Annotated in this window: 18 protein-coding genes; 3 read left to right on the forward strand and 15 right to left on the reverse strand. The window is 35.8% G+C overall.

Annotation, left to right across the window (positions count from 1 at the left end):
• Positions 1–56: 56 nt before the first annotated feature.
• The 6 genes from HCB38_RS06070 to HCB38_RS06095 all read right to left on the reverse strand — a co-directional run bounded on the left by HCB38_RS06070 (position 57) and on the right by HCB38_RS06095 (position 8,008).
• Positions 57–1,724 carry a ribonuclease J gene (locus HCB38_RS06070; protein ID WP_185318776.1) on the reverse strand — a complete coding sequence of 556 codons (1,668 nt, stop codon included), beginning with the start codon at positions 1,722–1,724 and terminating at the stop codon, positions 57–59.
• 19 nt (positions 1,725–1,743) lie between these two features.
• A complete protein-coding gene (gene dapA, locus HCB38_RS06075; protein ID WP_185318777.1) occupies positions 1,744–2,625 on the reverse strand; it encodes a 4-hydroxy-tetrahydrodipicolinate synthase in 882 nt (293 codons plus the stop codon).
• Between the two features lie 14 nt (positions 2,626–2,639).
• Complete coding sequence (gene dapG, locus HCB38_RS06080; RefSeq protein WP_185318778.1) at positions 2,640–3,851, reverse strand: aspartate kinase; 1,212 nt, start codon at positions 3,849–3,851, stop codon at positions 2,640–2,642.
• Between the two features lie 11 nt (positions 3,852–3,862).
• A complete protein-coding gene (locus HCB38_RS06085) occupies positions 3,863–4,906 on the reverse strand; it encodes an aspartate-semialdehyde dehydrogenase (protein ID WP_185318779.1) in 1,044 nt (347 codons plus the stop codon).
• Between the two features lie 198 nt (positions 4,907–5,104).
• Positions 5,105–7,270, reverse strand: coding sequence for a peptidoglycan D,D-transpeptidase FtsI family protein (locus HCB38_RS06090; protein ID WP_185318780.1), 2,166 nt, complete (start codon positions 7,268–7,270; stop codon positions 5,105–5,107).
• Between the two features lie 129 nt (positions 7,271–7,399).
• The gene (locus HCB38_RS06095; protein ID WP_185607755.1) at positions 7,400–8,008 is read right to left on the reverse strand and encodes a superoxide dismutase; all 609 of its coding nucleotides are present in this window, start codon (positions 8,006–8,008) and stop codon (positions 7,400–7,402) included.
• Positions 8,009–8,314: 306 nt separating this feature from the next.
• On the opposite strand from HCB38_RS06095, the gene HCB38_RS06100 reads away from it, so the two are divergent.
• The 3 genes from HCB38_RS06100 to HCB38_RS06110 all read left to right on the forward strand — a co-directional run bounded on the left by HCB38_RS06100 (position 8,315) and on the right by HCB38_RS06110 (position 10,370).
• On the forward strand, positions 8,315–9,115 hold the full coding sequence (locus HCB38_RS06100) for a DUF1189 domain-containing protein (RefSeq protein ID WP_185637836.1): 801 nt from the start codon (positions 8,315–8,317) through the stop codon (positions 9,113–9,115).
• Between the two features lie 230 nt (positions 9,116–9,345).
• The gene (locus tag HCB38_RS06105) at positions 9,346–10,053 is read left to right on the forward strand and encodes an AzlC family ABC transporter permease (RefSeq protein ID WP_185318783.1); all 708 of its coding nucleotides are present in this window, start codon (positions 9,346–9,348) and stop codon (positions 10,051–10,053) included.
• On the forward strand, positions 10,044–10,370 hold the full coding sequence (locus HCB38_RS06110; RefSeq protein ID WP_185607757.1) for a branched-chain amino acid transport AzlD family protein: 327 nt from the start codon (positions 10,044–10,046) through the stop codon (positions 10,368–10,370). Before HCB38_RS06105 ends, HCB38_RS06110 begins: the two co-directional genes overlap by 10 nt.
• A gap of 79 nt (positions 10,371–10,449) precedes the next feature.
• On the opposite strand, the gene prsA1 is transcribed toward HCB38_RS06110, so the two are convergent.
• From prsA1 to HCB38_RS06155, 9 genes are all read right to left on the reverse strand, one after another.
• Positions 10,450–11,334, reverse strand: coding sequence for a post-translocation chaperone PrsA1 (prsA1, locus tag HCB38_RS06115; protein WP_185607758.1), 885 nt, complete (start codon positions 11,332–11,334; stop codon positions 10,450–10,452).
• Between the two features lie 137 nt (positions 11,335–11,471).
• Entirely contained in the window at positions 11,472–11,897 is a 426-nt protein-coding gene (gene zurR / locus HCB38_RS06120) for a transcriptional regulator ZurR (RefSeq protein ID WP_185318786.1), read from the reverse strand.
• Entirely contained in the window at positions 11,878–12,756 is an 879-nt protein-coding gene (zurM, locus tag HCB38_RS06125) for a zinc ABC transporter permease ZurM (RefSeq protein WP_003766892.1), read from the reverse strand. The genes zurR and zurM overlap by 20 nt, the downstream gene beginning before the upstream one ends.
• On the reverse strand, positions 12,731–13,504 hold the full coding sequence (gene zurA / locus HCB38_RS06130; protein WP_185318787.1) for a zinc ABC transporter ATP-binding protein ZurA: 774 nt from the start codon (positions 13,502–13,504) through the stop codon (positions 12,731–12,733). The genes zurM and zurA overlap by 26 nt, the downstream gene beginning before the upstream one ends.
• Before the next feature lie 141 nt (positions 13,505–13,645).
• Positions 13,646–14,572: a manganese-dependent inorganic pyrophosphatase gene (locus HCB38_RS06135; RefSeq protein ID WP_185618954.1), complete on the reverse strand. Its 927-nt coding sequence runs from the start codon at positions 14,570–14,572 to the stop codon at positions 13,646–13,648.
• A gap of 15 nt (positions 14,573–14,587) precedes the next feature.
• Positions 14,588–15,481 (reverse strand): deoxyribonuclease IV, encoded by an 894-nt coding sequence (locus HCB38_RS06140; protein WP_185318789.1) that lies wholly within the window; start codon positions 15,479–15,481, stop codon positions 14,588–14,590.
• Between the two features lie 15 nt (positions 15,482–15,496).
• A complete protein-coding gene (gene cshB, locus HCB38_RS06145; RefSeq protein WP_010991558.1) occupies positions 15,497–16,804 on the reverse strand; it encodes a DEAD-box ATP-dependent RNA helicase CshB in 1,308 nt (435 codons plus the stop codon).
• A 180-nt stretch (positions 16,805–16,984) separates the two neighbouring features.
• Entirely contained in the window at positions 16,985–18,106 is a 1,122-nt protein-coding gene (locus HCB38_RS06150) for a Nif3-like dinuclear metal center hexameric protein (RefSeq protein ID WP_185318790.1), read from the reverse strand.
• Positions 18,103–18,807, reverse strand: coding sequence for a tRNA (adenine(22)-N(1))-methyltransferase (locus HCB38_RS06155; RefSeq protein WP_185637838.1), 705 nt, complete (start codon positions 18,805–18,807; stop codon positions 18,103–18,105). Before HCB38_RS06155 ends, HCB38_RS06150 begins: the two co-directional genes overlap by 4 nt.
• Positions 18,808–18,830 lie beyond the last annotated feature (23 nt).

Genomic DNA, 18,830 nt, shown 5'->3' on the forward strand with positions numbered 1-18,830 from the left:
TCTATTTTACTTTTAAACGAAAAAAACTGCCGCACATTCAAGTGCAGCAGTTCCTACTAAACTTCCATAATGATTGGTAAAATCATTGGACGTCGTTTTGTTTGCTCAAATAGATAGCGATTTAATTGATCGCGAATATCTTGTTTTAATTTAGCCCATTCAAAGCCAGTTTCTTGTAGGTTTTTTTCGACGATTTTTGTTACGACTTTGGATGATTCTTCAATTAAATGCTCAGATTCACGAACATAGATAAAGCCACGGGAAATGATTTCTGGTCCGGAAGTAATTGTTTTAGTTTTACGATTAAGCGTAACAACTACGATGAAAATACCGTCTTCAGAAAGCAACTTACGGTCTCTTAGTACGATGTTTCCAACGTCTCCCACACCTAAACCATCAATCAATGTATTCCCAGAATAGACGCGGTTTCCAGCAGTCATTTTATCATTTTTATATTCTAAAATTTCACCTTTACCAACAATAAATACTTCTGATTTTGCCATACCAACTTCATGAGCTAATTTCGCATGACTAATTAACATCCGGTATTCTCCGTGAACAGGAACAAAATATCTTGGTTTTAACAAATTAAGCATTAATTTCAAATCTTCTTGGCTTGCATGGCCTGAGATAAAAAGATTATTGCTCATCGTTAATACTTTTGCTCCAGCTTTATAGAGCATATCCATTGTCTTCGCCATCATCGTTTCAAGTGATGGTGACGGAGTTGTTGTAATATAAACAGTATCTCCTGGTTTAATATTAAATTGAGGGTGATTACCTTTAGTCATTAGTTGTAATGATTGAATTGGTTCACCTAAATTTCCTGTTTCAATAATAGTGATTTCTTCATCATTATATTTTTTTATTTCTTTTAAGGGCACGATTAAGTCTTCTTCAATCACAATTTTACCTAAACTGCCCGCTATTTCAAATACACGTTCTAATTCTTTACCAACGATAGCAACTTTACGCTTTGTGGCAACGGATGCTTCAAGTACTTGTTGCAAACGAATTAAATTAGAAGCTACGCAAGCAACAATAATTCTACCATCTGCCATTCTAAAAGCATGTCTGATTTCTTCTTCTATTAAACTATCGCTTGATGTAGTACCAGGATGCTCTGCTTCTGAACTATCTGAAAGTAAAGCAAGCACTCCTTTTTCACCAAATTCAGCAATATGACTTAAATCTGAAGCATATCCATCTTTTGCTGATTGATCAAACTTAAAGTCACCAGTATAAATAATAGATCCTTCGCTTGTTTCAAGCACAATCCCAACGGAATCAGGAATTGTATGCGTTGTGCGGAAGAAAGACACATCAATTTTAGAAAAAGATAAAGTTGTTTCTTCATTTACGACATGGAAATTTTTAAAGCGTAGTTTACGATGTTCTTTAAGCGCTGATTTTGCGAGTGCAATGGTTAACTCAGTACCGTAAACAGGTGCTTTGATTTTTTGAAGTAAGTATGGCAGCGCACCAATTGCATCTTCATGACCATGAGTTAGGAAAATAGCTTTTACTCTGTCTTTATTTTCTTCTAAATATTTAAAGTCAGGGATAACAATATCAATTCCTAGTAATTCGTTTTCTGGGAACATTAATCCCGCATCTAATATAAAGATATCTTCGTCTATTTCTACTACATATAAATTTTTGCCACTTTCATCGACGCCGCCGAGTGGAATGATTTTTATGTTTTTCGCTTTTTTTATTGTCAAAGCGTAGACCTCCTTTGAACTATTTAGAAAGTCCTTCTAATATAGCTTGTAATTTCGTTCCTTGTTCAGCATTCAAATCTACAAGTGGTAATCTTACAGGTCCAACGCTAATACCTTGTTGATTTAATAAATATTTGGTTGGGGCTGGGTTTGGAACAGAGAAAAGACCGTTCATTAATGGTAATAACGAGCGATGTATACTTGCTGCTTTTTTTACGTCCCCACTTTCAAACGCTTGAATCATTTCTTGCATGTCATTTCCTATCACATGGCTTGCAACAGAAATGACACCATTTCCTCCCACTGCCAAAATAGGCAATGTTAAGCTGTCATCTCCACTGTATACGAGGAAATCATCAGAAGTTTCAGCAATGATTTTACTTATATTATCTAAGTTGCCACTGGATTCTTTAACACCAATGATATTTGGTAATTTTGCGAGCTGAATAATTGTTTCAGGTTCGATATTAACAACACTACGTCCTGGAATATTATAAATAACTACTGGTAAATCAGAAGCTTCCGCAACAGCAACAAAATGAGCGTATAAGCCATCTTGATTTGGTTTGTTATAATACGGTGCAACGACTAAAACTGCATCAATGCCACCTAATTCTGCTACTTCTTTCGTAAAAGCAATTGTTTCTGCGGTGTTGTTAGAACCTGTGCCGGCAATTAATTTCGCACGTCCTGCGTTTGTTTCCACTACTTGGCGGAATAATTTCATTTTTTCATCATGCGATAAAGTTGGAGATTCACCAGTTGTACCAGCGATTACTAAACCATCTGATCCATTATCTATTAAGTGATTCACGAGATGATGAATTCTTTTTTTGCATACTTTATCTTTTTCTGGGTGAATTGGCGTGACCATTGCTGTAATTACTTTCCCTAAATCCATCTTTCATTTCCTCCTTACTTAATTTCCAAACAAAATACGTCATGAAGAGCGTTAACTGCCGAAATTAAGTCTTCTTCTCTTACTAATACCCAAATAGTGGTATGACTATCCGCTGATTGTAAAATTGGTATGTTTTTTTCGGATAACGCTCCTACGATTTTTGCTGTAACACCAGGAACTCCGGTTATTCCAGCACCAACGATAGAAACTTTTGCACAGTCTTCACGAACCGTTGTTTGTAAGTTTGCTTCTTCTAAAAGTTGTTTGACGACGCGACGTTTTTCTTCTGGGACTGTAAAAATGACAGAATCAGTTGATATATTAATAAAATCTAGGCTAATGCCAGCATCTGCTAATATTTTGAAAGTTTGCTGTTGTGCTTTTACAGTATCGGTTTTTACAAAAATTTGCGTTAAATTTGTAACGTGTGCAACTCCTGTTACCATTCGTTCTTTTACATCGAAATGACCGGAATCATCCGCTAAAGATGTGACAAGAGTTCCTGTGCTTTCTAAGTAAGTAGAACGGATACGCATCGGTACTTTGGCAGTCATTGCAATTTCCACTGCACGTGGATGAATGACTTTTGCTCCTTGATATGCCATATTACTTACCTCATTATAACTGACACGTGGAAGCGAACGGGCATGTTCGACAATACGAGGATCTGCTGTCATCATACCATCTACATCAGTGAAAATATCAATATAGTCCGCTTGTAAAGATACCCCAAGAGCTGCGGCAGAAGTATCACTGCCACCGCGACCAAGTGTTGTTATATCACCATTTTCAGTTATTCCTTGGAAACCAGCAACAACAGCTACATCAAGTGTTTCAAGCGCTTTTTTTAGGCGATTTGTATCGACTTCGGTGATTTTTGCATTTAAGTGATTATTAGATGTAATAATACCCGCTTGACCACCTGAAAATGCTTCTGCTTTAATGTCTGCCTCTTTTAACATATTAGTAAAGACAGAAGCTGATATAGTTTCACCAACAGACAGCAACGTATCTTGCTCTCTAGCAGTTAGTTTAGTATCTTTTGCTCCTATTAGTTCTAATAGTGTGTCAGTTGCATAAGGATCGCCGTAACGGCCAATTGCTGACACAACTACTACAACTTTATAGCCGTCTTTAAGGGCATTTTTAATATGGTTAAAAGCCATTAGACGAATTTTTTCATTTTGGACGGATGTACCGCCGAATTTTTGTACGATGATTTTCATTACTTACACCTCTAAATAATCGCTAGTTTGACTAAGCTTTCAGCAATTTGAATCGAATTCCATGCAGCGCCTTTAAGTAGGTTGTCGGATACAATCCACATATGGAAGCCTTTAGAATCATCGATGTCCGCGCGAACGCGACCAACAAACACTTCCTTTTTACCAGCAGCTTGAATAGCTTGCGGGTAAATTTGATTTGCAGGATCATCTTCAAGTACGACACCAGGAGCTGTTTTAAGTACATTTTGAATATCTTTTGCACTTACCCTTTCTTCTTCTATTTCCACGTAAACACTTTCTGAATGTCCACTAACAACTGGAATTCGAACGCATGTAGCAGAAACTTTAATAGTATCGTCTTCCATGATTTTTTTTGTTTCATTGATCATTTTCATTTCTTCATATGTATAATCATTGTCTGTGAAAACGTCAATTTGTGGTAAGGCATTGAATGCGATTGGATAATGCTTTTTATCGCCTTTAACGGGCATGATTTCTGGCGTGAATTCTTTGTTATCTAAAAACGCTCTGCTACCGTCTTTTAGTTCTTTAATAGCACTTACTCCAGAGCCAGAAACAGCTTGATAAGTAGAAACAATAATTCGATTTAAACCATAAGCTTCTCGAATCGGTTCGAGTGCTGCTACCATTTGAATTGTAGAGCAGTTAGGGTTAGCAATAATACCTTTATGGGCGAATAGCGCTTTTTCATTTACTTCTGGAACAACCAGCGGCACTTCAGGATCCATGCGATATGCACTAGTATTATCAATAACAATAGCTCCACGTTTTACAGCTTCTTTTGCAAGTGCTTTAGATACAGAACCTCCAGCACTAAATAAAGCAATATCTACTCCTTCAAAACTCTCAGGTGTAGCTTCTTGAATAGTCACTTCTTCCCCGCGGAAGGATAATTTTTTTCCAGCAGAACGAATAGAAGACAAGAACGAAACTTGCTTTATCTTAAAAGTCGCCGCCTCTTCTAGTAATTCAATCATTTGGGTACCAACTGCACCGGTAGCACCTACAACTGCGACATGATAGCTTTTTGTCATAGTTTACAATTCCTCCTTCAATTTAATCCTCGTACCTCTGCTTTAAAACAGAAATCTGGTTAATTTTACACTTACTTTATCATACCATAAACAAAGCCATTTCGCAGTTTTTTATCTATATTAGACACCATTTTTTTAATTGTTTGTCAGTTTGGATTATAAAAAACCACTTTCGCAAGAATGAAAGTGGTTTTTAGATTAATTTTCGGTTTGTTCAGATTGTGCTTTTGCAGCTGCTTCTTTATTGTTAATTGGTTGTTCAACTTTAGAAGCATCTTTATTAGACTCAGCACGTTCTTTTTTTAGTTCAAAATATTTATCAAATACTTCTTTAGAAATCTTCATATTTGTTTTTTGGTCTGTGCCGTATGGACGGTAAATCCAAGGTACTACAACGGAAATCGCTATTTCTGGTTTTTTAACTGGTGCGTATCCAACAAACGTTGTATTCCAGACACTGGCCATTTTGTTACCTTCTTTTGGTCCATCATAGAAAGCATCAGCTGTTCCTGTTTTACCAGCAACATCATAATCACTGGAAGTAAAGACTGTTCTTGCTGTACCAGTTGATCCATGAGTTACTTCATAAAAACCTTCTTGGACTGTTTTGATATCATTGTCTGAAACGCCGATTTTATTCAAAACTTTTGGTTCATTTGCCGTTGCGAGAGTTCCAACAGAATCACCATTTGTACTAGGATTGCGGATTTCTTTTACCATACTTGGTGCAATTCTAGAACCTCCATTTGCGATCGTTGAAACATATTGCGCCATTTGAAGCGGTGTATAAGAATCATATTGACCAATGGCGAAATCGAGAATTTTACCAATTGTTTGGTCGTCCCCTTTGTAGCCAACTTGTTCTCCAGGAAGGTCAATACCTGTTTTAACACCTAAACCAAATTGATTGTAATAATAACGCATATCATCAAATGTACTTAATGGAGCTCTTAGTGGACCATTTGGAACATACTTAGCGCCACCCATTTTCATTGCTACTTGATACATGTAGGAGTTAGAGGAGATTTCTAACGCGCCAACTGGATCAAGTGGCCGGTTGCCAGCGCCAGTTCTATTGAACCAAGAACTTTTCGGTTTTGTTCCTTTTAAGGCAATTGGTTGGTCGGTGAATACTGTTTTATTTGTAATTGCACCGTCCATTATGCCACCTAGAATAGTGGAACCTTTGACTGCGGAACCCATTGCATAAGCAGTGGTGAATGTCCCTAAGGAGTAGTCATCAAACTCTCCTTTGTCATTTAATTTTTGACCAGCAAGTGCGAGAACTTCTCCAGAATATGGATCCATTGCAACTACAAATGCACGATCAAATAAGTCAGAACCAGCATATTGTTTACCTTGTTTAATATTTTTACGTAAAATATCTTCTACAGCTTTCTGGAATTCTACATCTACAGAAAGAACTAAGTCTTTTCCTTTTGAACCTTCATATTTACTTACGGTCTCGATAATATTTCCTTTAGAATCAAGTACGCTTTCTGATTGGGATTTTGACCCAGCTAGAACACTTTCGTATTGAGCTTCTAAATAACTCTTACCGACACGGTCATTGCGACTATATCCTTGAGATAAGTAATACTCAGCTTTGTCTTTTGGTAACCCTTCTTTTGCTGTCGAAACAGAGCCTAAAATAGAACGTAACGTTTCATCATAAGTGTAATAACGATTCCAGTCTGTAGTTGTATCAACACCTGGTAAGCTATCCATATTTTCACTAACACGAGCAATTTCTTCATCCGTTACATCCTTATTCTTAATAACGGACTCAGTCATTGCGTAGCCTGTCGTCATTTTTTTATAGATGGTTGCTACTTTTAAATCTTCTGTTGTTAGGCTAGCTATATCATCTTTTGTTACTTTTTCTACTTGGATTTTATAGGCCTTAGAAGACTCAAGTGCTTGTTCTTTTGCAGATAGACGATTTAAAGACTCGGTTTGATGTGTCAAAATCCAATAATCTTTTAAATCGCGCTCGGTTAGTTTTTCTGGTTCAACTGTAATTAATTTTTGTAATGTTTGAGCTACGTGAAGTGTTTCTGAAGTTTCTGTTTGTTGGCTCCTGGTGTAGGTAATCGATTTGACTGCTGAATTACCCACTAACAAATTGTAATTTCGGTCATAAATACTGCCACGCGGAACATTCTTAGAAACGGTCACATTATCTGTTTCTTCTAATTGACGTTTGTACGTATCTCCTTGCACAATTTGCACAATACCAAGTCGTAAAATTAACACGGAAAATAATATAAAAATTATAAAGAATAGAATATTTAAACGTAATGGAATGATGGCGCGTTTTTTCTTAGTGGAATCTCTTTTCTTTTTTCTAAAATTTAGTTTCACGCAAAGTTACCTCACTTTTCAATAATACCTTTCCCTATTGTAGCTGAAAAAGCATCATTTTTCCACTGTAAGTTCATTAGAAATTCATTAGAAATAAAAAAAGACCCACCGAAGTGAGCCTTTCTATTATTATTTAGCTGCGTCAAAGCGTTTGTTAGCTTCATCCCAGTTAACAACATTCCAAAATGTGTCGATATATTCAGGACGACGGTTCTGGAATTTAAGGTAATAAGCATGTTCCCAAACATCTAAGCCTAGTACAGGAGTTTTTCCTTCGCTTAGTGGAGAATCTTGGTTTGCAGTAGAAACGATTTCTAATTTACCGTTATTAACTACTAACCAAGCCCAGCCAGAACCAAAACGTGCTGCAGCTGCTGCGTTGAATTTTTCTTTGAACTCATCAAATGTGCCGAATTCGCTTTCGATAGCAGATTTTAACTCACCAGTTGGAGTACCGCCACCATTTGGGCTAAGAATAGACCAGAATAAAGTATGGTTAGCATGACCACCACCGTGGTTACGTACAGCGCCGCGAATATCTTCAGGAACACTATCTAAGTTAGCAACTAATTCTTCCACTGGTTTACTTGCAAGTTCAGGGTGACCTGAAACCGCTTCGTTTAGTTTTGTTACATAAGTATTGTGGTGCTTTGTATAATGAAGTTCCATTGTTTCTTTATCAAAATTCGGCTCCAAAGCATCATAAGTATAAGGTAATTTAGGTAATTCGTAAGTCATTAAAAATTCCTCCTTGTATTGTTTTTATTTTACGTGAAAAGAAATTACTTATAAGGCGAAAGATACACATCCTATTTCTATAGAACTAGTTAACGCCATAAATAACGTTTTTCTTTACACCATTTAGCCTACCACGACCTAGAAATGCTTGCAATTTTTCTGCTCAGTGATGTTTCAATATTGATTTTGCATTCATTTCAAGCTATGATTAAGTTTAGGTGGAAAAATTACGCTCTTTTGCACATACATGTATCTTTTTCCCGGAAAATGAAAAGTTAAACCATTAGGTGAGGTGTTGAAAAAAGAATGAATATTTTTAAACGCTTCTGGAAGAGTTTGTATTCCCCTGCGGATATTGCTTCGTTTCGAAATGATAAGATCAGAAAAAGTATCGTCTACATTATTGTTTTATCATTTGTTACTTTCCTTCCATTAGCATATTTTACAAACGTTACGACAAAAAATGCGCTGAAAGTCGGCGAAGAAACCATGACAAATGAAATTCCTGCTTTTAAAGTAACTGACGGGAAATTAGTCTTAACAGATGACACTGTCAAAAATATACCAATCTCTATTGACCAAGATGAATTACATATTTATTTTGATGCCTCTGGAACTTTAGATAAAGATGATGTGGATAATAAAATTTCTTCTTATGATAGCGCTGTAGCTTTTTTGTCAGATAGTATTTATATAACTGCTGCTGGTGTTTCTCAATCTGTAAGTTATGAAACTGCTGGAATTAGTAATAAAGCTGATTTAGTTGATTTGTATTCTTCTATTGAATCTCTAGCGAAATACTTTATTCCTATTGCCTTACTTGTCCTATTCTTCTTTACGCTTGGATCGATTTTCTTCCGAGTAGCTCTTTATGCGTTATTTGGATTTATTCTTTCTGGTTTTGGTCGCACGGGTATTGCTTTCCGTCAAAACTGGATGATAGCTTCTTACAGTATTACATTAGCAGCTGTTTTCACGTTGGTTATGGAGGCTTTACAAGTGATTGTTCCTTTTGGAATGGAAATCAATATGGTTGTAAGTATGATCTTTGTATTCCTTGCAATCCGCTCGATTCCACCAAGCGAACCAACTATTTTAGAAAAATAATAACTTAACCACTTGCGCTTTTTGCAGGTGGTTTTTTTGTGCATTATTCAGGTGATTTCCTATTAGAAAAGTGGTATGATTAGAAAATTAAAACTAAAATTTGAACGAGCACACATATCGTGGAAATGCGTCTTAGGTTCGTGTGAGAGATTTGACCTTTTAGTAAAAAAATATATAACTTTTAGCCTAACATTAAGGCTCCTAGTTTTAATTTAATGGGGGGAGTTTTTTTGGAAAAAGAAATCGAACTTAGTTTTTATGATGGTGTGAAGGCTTGTTTGCCAACTGTACTAGGTTATGCCGGTATTGGTATAGCTGCTGGTGTTGTTGGAAGAGCTTCTCACTTAAGCGTCTTAGAAGTAACTTTACTCGCAATTATCGTCTATGCTGGAGCTGCTCAGTTTATTATTTCAGGATTATTATTATTACAAAGTCCTATGTCAGCCATTATTTTTACTACTTTTTTAATTAATTCACGGCATTTTTTGATGAGTATGGCAGAAGCTCCTCATTTTAAAAAGTATTCCCTTTTGAATAACATTGGGATTGGAGCGCTTCTCACGGATGAAACATTTGGCGTTTCAATGAATCAAATTGGCAATAAAAAACCAGTTAGCGCAAAATGGATGCACGGGATTAATGTAACTGCCTATATAGCTTGGATAGCAGCTTGTATCTTAGGTTCTTTCATTGGGAATTGGTTACCAAATCCAGAACAGTTTGGTCTTGATTTTGCGTTATCGGCAATGTTTATTGGTTTGCTTTATTTACAAGTGGTTAGCGATAAAAGTAAAAAAATCGCGACAAGTTTAGTTATTATGTTAATGGTTGCGATTTTATTAATCGTGTTTATGCGTTTTATGACACCAGAATTAGCCATTTTAGCAGCTACATTACTTGGTTGTTTGATTGGAGTGATAATTGAAAAATGGCAATAAGTAATTATACGTTGCTAGTTATTTTAGGTTGTGGTTTAGTGACATTTATTCCACGTGTCTTACCTTTTATCTTTGTTCGAAAGCTGCAACTCCCCAGTGTTGTGATTCGCTATTTATCTTATGTACCTTTATGCATACTGACTGCTCTTTTCGTTCAAAGTCTTCTCATTACAAACGAAAGGAGTTTTCCTAGCATTAATATTGAAAACCTACTTGCCACCTTACCAACTATCATTACAGCTATTTTAACGAAAAATTTAATGTGGATTGTTGTTGTAGGAATTATATCAATGGCTGTTATTCGTTTGATCATATAGAAAAGCCCTTTACTGGAGTGTGTTTTTGACGGGAATCAAAACCAGTAAAGGGCTTTTTTATTGGTGGAACCGAAGTAACTTAATTAGATGTGGATGTTGAACTAGAAGATGACGTGCTTGTATAGTCAGCAAATGCATCTTTTAAATCACTATCTTTAATATCAATATTAGCTGCTTTTAATTCTTTTTTAAGGGCAGCTGTCATATTTTCAGAAGTTAATTGAGATTTTATATAGGCTGCTTTTACGTTTGCTTTTTCTTTTGCGTAAGTGCCTTTTTCTGTTTTCTTCACTAATTGAATCAAGTGGTATCCGTAAGTTGATTTAACAATACCACTTACATCATCTTTATTTTTAAGTGCGTAGGCTGCTTTTTCAAATGTTTCATCCATTTCTCCAGGGCCAAACGGATCCAAAAGCCCACCATTTGTGCTAGTTGCAGTATCTGTTGAGTACTCTTTAGCTAAGTCAGCGAATTTCTCACCATTTTTCAATTTAGTTTGAATTTCTTTGGCTGTTGCTTCATCATCTACTAAAATATGACGCACAGTGATGTCTGGCTCCCATGTTTTGTAGTATGTTTTTAGTTTACTTTCACTTACATTCATATTTCCTTCTGTTGCTTTTTGAACTAGAAGGTTATACTCTAAGTTTTCTTTGAAAGAAGTTTTTGTTAAATTATTGGACGATAAGGTCGATTCAAATGAGTCACCATACTGTTCTTCGTATTTTTTATATTCTGCACTTACTTCTTTTTCAGTAACAGTGTATTTATCTTCTAAGATTTTTTTGAAAGTAAGTTGTTGCACGACCTCATTACCGTAAGTCGTTTTCATCGCTTCATATAACTCGTCTTGTGTGACATTTCCTGCATCTGTTTTTACTACAGCACTACTTCCGCACCCAGCGAGTAAAAGTAGTGTTGCTGCTACGAGGGAAATCATCACTTTTTTTAATTTTATCAAACTGTTCCTCTCCTTCATCTTTCGGCTACTTATTACTTTAACGATAAAAAGTGTCGAGAATAAGAAACAAATATGAAATAACTATGAACATTATCTCCAAAATAAAAAAAGGTCCTGAATGGGGACCTTTTTTTCTATTAAGAGGCTTGTAAACATTCTGGACATTCACCGTAAACCTCAAATTTATGACCGTCAATTTGGTAACCAGGTAAAGCTTCAGTTAAAAAATCCATTGGACACATCATAATTTCTTTTGTTTTGCCACATTTCATGCAAATAAAGTGATGATGGTGATGCTCGTGTGTACAAGCCAGACGGAAATTTCGTTCCCCAGAAAGATCTGTTTCTTCAAAAATACCTATCTCAACAAATAAAGAGAGATTACGGTAAATTGTATCGAAACTAATTCCTGGAAAATCGTCTTTCATATTTTCTAACACATCTTTGGCTGTTAAATATTTATTTTTACGAGCTAGTAAGTTAATTAGAAATTCACGTTTATCTGTATGTTTATAGCCTTTTTCCTTCATCTTCATGAGTGCTTCAGTTGCTGTAAGTCCCATTTTCCTCACCTCGTTTTGAAATTAATATTTTTTGACGTATTTTTTGATATAAAATGGTGATGATTAAAAGTAAAACAGAAATAATGACGATTGCCCCACCTGGAGCTAAATTTAAATAATAGGCTGTAAATAAACCACCAATAACCGCAATTTCACCAAATAAAATTGAAAGTAAGATAGTTTGTTTAAATCCTTTGGCAATCCGAATCGCTGCTGCAACTGGCAAAGTCATTAACGATGATACAAGTAAAATACCAACGATTCGCATGGAAGACGCAATAACAAGCGCGACTAAAACCATAAAAATAATATCGAATACTTTAGCTTTCAAGCCGGAAACTTTTGCATATTCTTCATCAAATGATAACAAAAATAGCTCTTTGTATAATGATAATATAACGATAAATACGATGATTGCTGTAACAACAATCGTAATCATATCAGTCCGACTCACGGCACTTACACTACCAAATAAATAACTAAATAAATCAGTATTAAATCCATTGGCTAAAGAAATAAAAATAACAGAAAAACCCATACCAGCCGACATAATAATCGGAATGGCTAGTTCTTCAAAATGTTTATAAACGGTGCGTAATTTCTCCATTAATAAAGAGCCCACTACGGAAAAACCAAAACCAAGATATAACGGATTAAGTGCTGCTAGTGGCAAATAAGTTTTACTTAAGAATAAACTAACTGCAATCCCACCCAATGTCACATGACTGAGTGCATCTGCCATTAACGAAAGCTTTCTTACAACGATAAAACTTCCGAGCAGTGGAGCGATAACACCAATAACAATACCAACGATAAATGTATTACGAATAAAATCATACTGGAGAAGCGTCGCAATCAAGACAAGCATCCTCCCTTCTACGTTGTTCTGCTAATATTTCAAGTTCGCGGTCGGCCAAATAATGTTGGTATTCATGGGCTGAACCGTCAAAAATAATTCGTTTATTAATACTAATAACATGATTAACATACGTATTCACTGCAACTAAATCATGCGTTACAAGTAAAAGCGTCATTTCTTCTGTCCGGTTTAATTCTGCTAAAAGCTCATAAAATGCTTTTACATTTTCTACATCGATTCCAACAGTCGGCTCGTCTAAAATTAAAAGCTCTGGTCTACTAACTAATGCACGCGCGATAAAAACACGTTGTTGTTGACCACCGGAAAGTTCGCCAATATTGCGATGTAGATAATCAGTCATTTCAACTCGTTTTAAAGCATAATCAATAGCTTCTTTATCTTGATTATTCAAGGTTTTAAATAAGCCTTTTTTCTTTGTTAAACCACTTGCAACGACTTCTTTCACAGTAGCAGGAAAAGCGGAATTAAAAGCATTGGATTTTTGAGAAACAAAGCCAATTTTGACCCAATCTTTAAAATCTGCTTGTTTTTCTCCAAATAAAGCTATACTTCCTTGTTGTTTTTTGAGTACGCCAAGGATTAATTTTAACATGGTTGATTTACCTGAGCCGTTAGGGCCGATTAAACCAGTAAAACTGCCTTTTTCCACTTGAAAATGAATGTTTTCTAAGGCATGTTCTTTGTCATAATGGTAACTAACATTATTTACTTCTATGATTTTGTTCATTCATGTTTCTCCTTTGACAGCATTTGCTAGCCGCTTTTACTAGTATATAAAAGATTGGTTAAAATGTAAATCGTAATTACTTCGAATTAAAAAATAGCCAAAAAAACCTGGAAAGCAGTGAGCATTCCCAGGTTCGTATAATTATTTAGCAAAAGTGTCAGTTAAGATTGGAACAACTTGTTTTTTACGAGATACGACACCTTTAAGTGGTGCTTGATTTTCTACAAATTTAACGCCGTATGCTTCTTCTACAACGGCTGTCTTGGAACCAATAGCAATTCCAACCGAGTCATTAGTAAGAATATTTGTGATGACAAATAAGTATAAATCAAGTCCTTTATCCACAATGTTTTGTGTCATAAGTGCTTCAACTTCCGTGCGACGGCTAAGTACATCATTTACATCAACTACATTGATTTGAGCGATTTCTACTTTGTTGCCGTTCATGTTGAATTCTTTCGCATCAAGTAATAGTTCAGCAACTGTTTTTTTGCTAACATCTGCTCCAGCTTTTAGCATTTCCATACCGTATGCTTGAATATCAACGTCTGCAATGAGAGCTAATTTTTGAGCAGCCACTTTATCTTCTTCTGTGCATGTTGGTGATTGGAATAAAAGTGTGTCAGAAATAATTGCGGAAAGCATTAAACCTGCGACAGTTTTACTTACTTCTACTTCATTTTCACGGAACATTTTTAGAAGGATTGTAGTAGTACATCCAACCGGCTCAGCGCGGTAGTATAGTGGATCAGATGTTTCGAAATTAGCGATGCGGTGATGATCAACGACTGCAACTACTGTTACATCATCAATATCATCCACGCTTTGTTGGCGCTCATTATGGTCAACAAGCGCGACTTCAGAAACTTCATTTGCAACAGTTTGAACTAGGCGAGGTGCTGTTACTTGGAAATAATCAAGAACAAAAGCTGTTTCACTATTAAGCTCTCCTAAACGAACCGCTTCAATATCTGCTCCTTGTGTTTTTTTTAATTCTGCGTAACTAATGGCAGAACAAATCGTATCTGTATCTGGATTTTTATGACCGAATACAAGTGTTTTTGTCATTATTTTCGTCTCCTTTTAGCTGTTTTGAATTTTATTTAATAAATCTGGGTCAAATTCGCCATTTTTTAACATGGCGATTTCCCATTTGTATGGGGCTTTTTTCGATGCTTTATCTTCACCAACATAAGGCGTTTCAAGTATTTTTGGAACGTTCGATAGTTGCGGATGATGCACAATATAATGAAGCGCATCAAAGCCGATATGGCCAAAACCAATATTAGCATGGCGGTCTTTATGTGCGCCTCGCTCGTTTTTACTATCATTGATATGTAACACTTTTAAGCGGTCAATACCGATAATTTTATCAAATTCATTTAACACTCCGTCAAAATCATTGACAATATCGTAACCAGCATCGTGTGTATGACATGTATCGAAAGTAACTGATAATAATTCATTGTGTGTCACACCGTCAATAATTTGTGCTAGTTCTTCAAAAGTGCGGCCACATTCAGAACCTTTTCCAGCCATTGTTTCTAAAGCGATTTGTACATCTTGATCATGTATTAAAGCTTCGTTAAGCCCTTGGATAATTTGTTTAATTCCTTTGTCCGCACCTTCACCGACATGCGCGCCGGGATGAAGTACGATTTGTTTTGCACCAAGCGCACGCGTACGTTCGATTTCAGATTGTAAGAAATTAACGCCTAATTCAAATGTTTCTGGCTTAACTGAGTTACCAATATTGATAATATAAGGCGCATGGACAACGATGTCAGCCATATCGTGAGCTTTCATGTGTTCTAAGCCTGCTTCAATATTTAACTCTTCAATTGGCTTTCTACGCGTATTTTGCGGAGCACCAGTATAAATCATAAACGTATTTGAGCCGTAAGAAGCTGCCTCTTCACTTGCGCCAAGAAGCATTTTCTTCCCACTCATTGATACATGAGAACCTAGTCTTAACATAAATTCATTCCTCACTTATCGTTTTTTCCGTCTTTCACGACGTTTGATTTCGTTCATTTTATAGTTGATTTTCTTTTTATAGTTTGGCTTACCTTTTTGTTTCGCTTTTTTACGCATACCAATTTCACGTGGATCAGCTGTTTCGCGTTTAGCTTCACGTTTGGCACGGCGATTGCGGTCTTCTAGTGTAACGAATTCTTTATTTTTCCAATCTACGTGTTTAAACTCGATACCCATTTTTTCAAGTTGATTTAGGCGATCTTCGTCTGATGGTTCAAATAAAGTAAGTGCAATACCTGAATGTCCTGCACGTCCAGTCCGACCAGTACGGTGAATATAAAAATCGAGATCATCTGGTAGTTCGTAGTTTACAACATGACTAATTCCTTGAATATCAATACCGCGAGCAGCTAAATCTGTCGCAACAACATATTGATAATCTAAGTTTTCGATTTGTTTCATCGTCCGTTTACGTTCACGAGGGTTTACATCACCATGGATTTTCGCTACTTTTAGCCCACGTTCGATTAAACCGTTTGCTACCTCATCAGCTGTTGTTTTTGTATTAGTAAAAACAATCGCTAAATACGGCTGTGAACCAACCAAAACATTTTTAAGTAAATCAAGTTTATTACGGCTACGAGTCGCCATAATACGATGTTCCACTGTTTTTGAAGCAGCAACTTTTGGTTGAATATGCTCATAACGCGGATTTTCCATATATTTGCTTAAAAATGGTTTTAATTTTTGCGGAATTGTCGCGGAAAAAACAAGCATTTGTAAGTTAGCAGGCATTTTTCCAGCAATATGGTCGACATCGTTTAAGAAGCCCATATCAAGCGTCATATCTGCTTCATCAATAACTAATGTTTTAGCAGTATGAACAAATAAAGCTTGTTCGCGAATTAAGTCATTAATACGACCAGGTGTTCCAACAATAATTTGTGGTTGTTTTTTCAGTTTATCAATTGCACGTTGTTTATCCGTACCACCAATAACGAGTTGAACAGCGATTTCTTTTTCACTAAATTTCGTTACTTTGCGAATTTCATTATAAATTTGAGTAGCAAGCTCACGACTTGGTGCCGTAATAACCGCTTGTACTGCATCTTTTTCAGGATTCACATTGTTAATAATTGGCAAAATAAAAGTATGGGTTTTCCCAGTACCTGTTTGAGATTGTCCAATGATACTTTCCCCTTTTAAAATGCCTGGGATTAGCTTCTGCTGTACTTCTGTTGGCTCATAGAATCCTAATTTATCTATTGCAAGCCCAATAAAAGGTTGAAAGCCAAATTGGTCAAACCTTGATTTCTTCGTCATAAAATATTTCCACTCCGTTCTATACCTAGTAGCCATTATAGCACATATTAGGTCATTCGTGCGCGCGATAAGACAACTTTGTCAAAACAATCAAATCGATTAAACTAATTACAGAATTTTTTAAAGAAATAACGCAAAAAAAAACGACTAATTCCTTTTTGGGAAATTAGTCGTTTTTAATTAACAAAATTGGAAAGGATCCGTATTGACCTCTGAAACAATAAATTCTGCCTCATAATCTAAAATTTTTGCTTGCTCTTCCATTTTGTTTTTCAAGTAGCCTTTCATTACTTTTTCAATATTGTGTCCAGCATCAATAGTCGGTAAATTAATAGCTTGTAAATCATGAGCTGTATGATAATAAACATCTCCTGTAATGAAAACATCGGCACCTGTAGCTTTTGCTTGGTGAATAAATTTATTTCCATCCCCACCAATAATGGCTACCTTTTGGACGCTAGCTTTTAAATCTCCTATAAAACGAACATTATCAATTGCAAAAGCTGTTTTTAACTTATCAATAAAGGAAACCATACTAATTTTCTTAGGTAAAGTTCCAACACGACCAAGTCCTTCTTTGTAAGTCTGTGTTTCAAGTGTATAAACATCAATTGCTGGTTCCTCATATGGATGAGCAATTTTCACAGCTTTTGTGATTGTTTCAGTTAAATATTGAGGGAAAATAGCTTCTATTTTAACTTCAGGGATAGAAGTTAAAGTTTCTTTTTCGCCGATAGTTGGATTTGCGTCAGTGCCTGGTTTGAATGAACCGATTCCAGTTGTATGGAAAGTACATTCTGTATAATTTGTCCCTATTTGTCCTGCTCCGTTATTTACAAGTGCTAAACGGACAGATTCGAGTTCGTTTTCTGGAACATAAACAGCAATTTTGCAATAAGGTTCTGTGTAAGTTTCCTCAATCATCGTAGTATCTTGCAAATGGAGTAAATCTGCTAAAATATCATTCACTCCGCCTTGAGCAATATCTAAATTGGTATGAGCAGCAAAAACAGTAATATCGTGCTTAATAAGTTTTTTTATCATTTTCCCTTGGTTTGTTGTTGTATCAATGTGTTGTGTTGGACGATATAAGAACGGATGGTGTGCGATTATTAAATCCACTCTTTTTTCAATTGCTTCATCCACTACTTCTTCTAATACGTCTAATGTAAACATAACTTTCCTTACTTTTTTGGATAAATCTCCTACTTGAAGGCCGATTGGGTCGCCTTCCATTGCTAATTTTTTAGGAGCAATTTTTTCCATTATAGCGGTATATTCATAACCATTTGCGACTTTCATTTTAGCACATCCTCTACTAGTGAGATTTTATGTTCTAATTCGTGAATTTTTGCTTGATTTTCATCTGATATTGGTTGGTTGCTGGAGATAGTTTGAATAATGTTTTGCCATGTATTAGCTTCATGGCGCCATTTGCTCTTAAAAACAGCTGATTGTTCTTTTAATAGACAAGGACCGAAAAAGATTTCTTGTTTTGTCCAAGTAACTTCTTTTTGAGAAGGTTCAAGAACAATGATTTCATATATTTTATTGTCTTCACGCAAAATAGCCTCTGAAGAAATTAACCAATTATTTTTTTCGGACCATTCTCTAAGTTGCCACGCTGCAATATTTGGCTGCAATATCATTTTGCTTACATCAGCAAGTTTTTCAGCGCCTTCCTCTAAAATTGTACGAATTAATGTACCGCCCATTCCAGCAATAACAATTGTATCAATTTTGTCATCTTTTTCAATAACTTCTAAACCATTTCCTTTTCTTACATCAATTTGATCAGTTAAGCCAGAGGTCCGTACTTGTTTTTGCGCAGACTTAAAAGGTCCATCGACAACTTCACCAGCGACTGCGAAAGAGGCAGTTTTATTTTTTATTGCAAAACATGGCAAATACGCATGATCACTACCAATGTCAGCAATTCGTTCGTTTGTTTTTATGTAAGAAGCTACCTTTTCGAGTCGCTTCGATAGTTGTTCCTCGTTCATTTGATTCCCTGCTTTCCTTTTCA

This window comes from Listeria farberi, assembly GCF_014229295.1.
Lineage (GTDB): Bacteria > Bacillota > Bacilli > Lactobacillales > Listeriaceae > Listeria > Listeria farberi.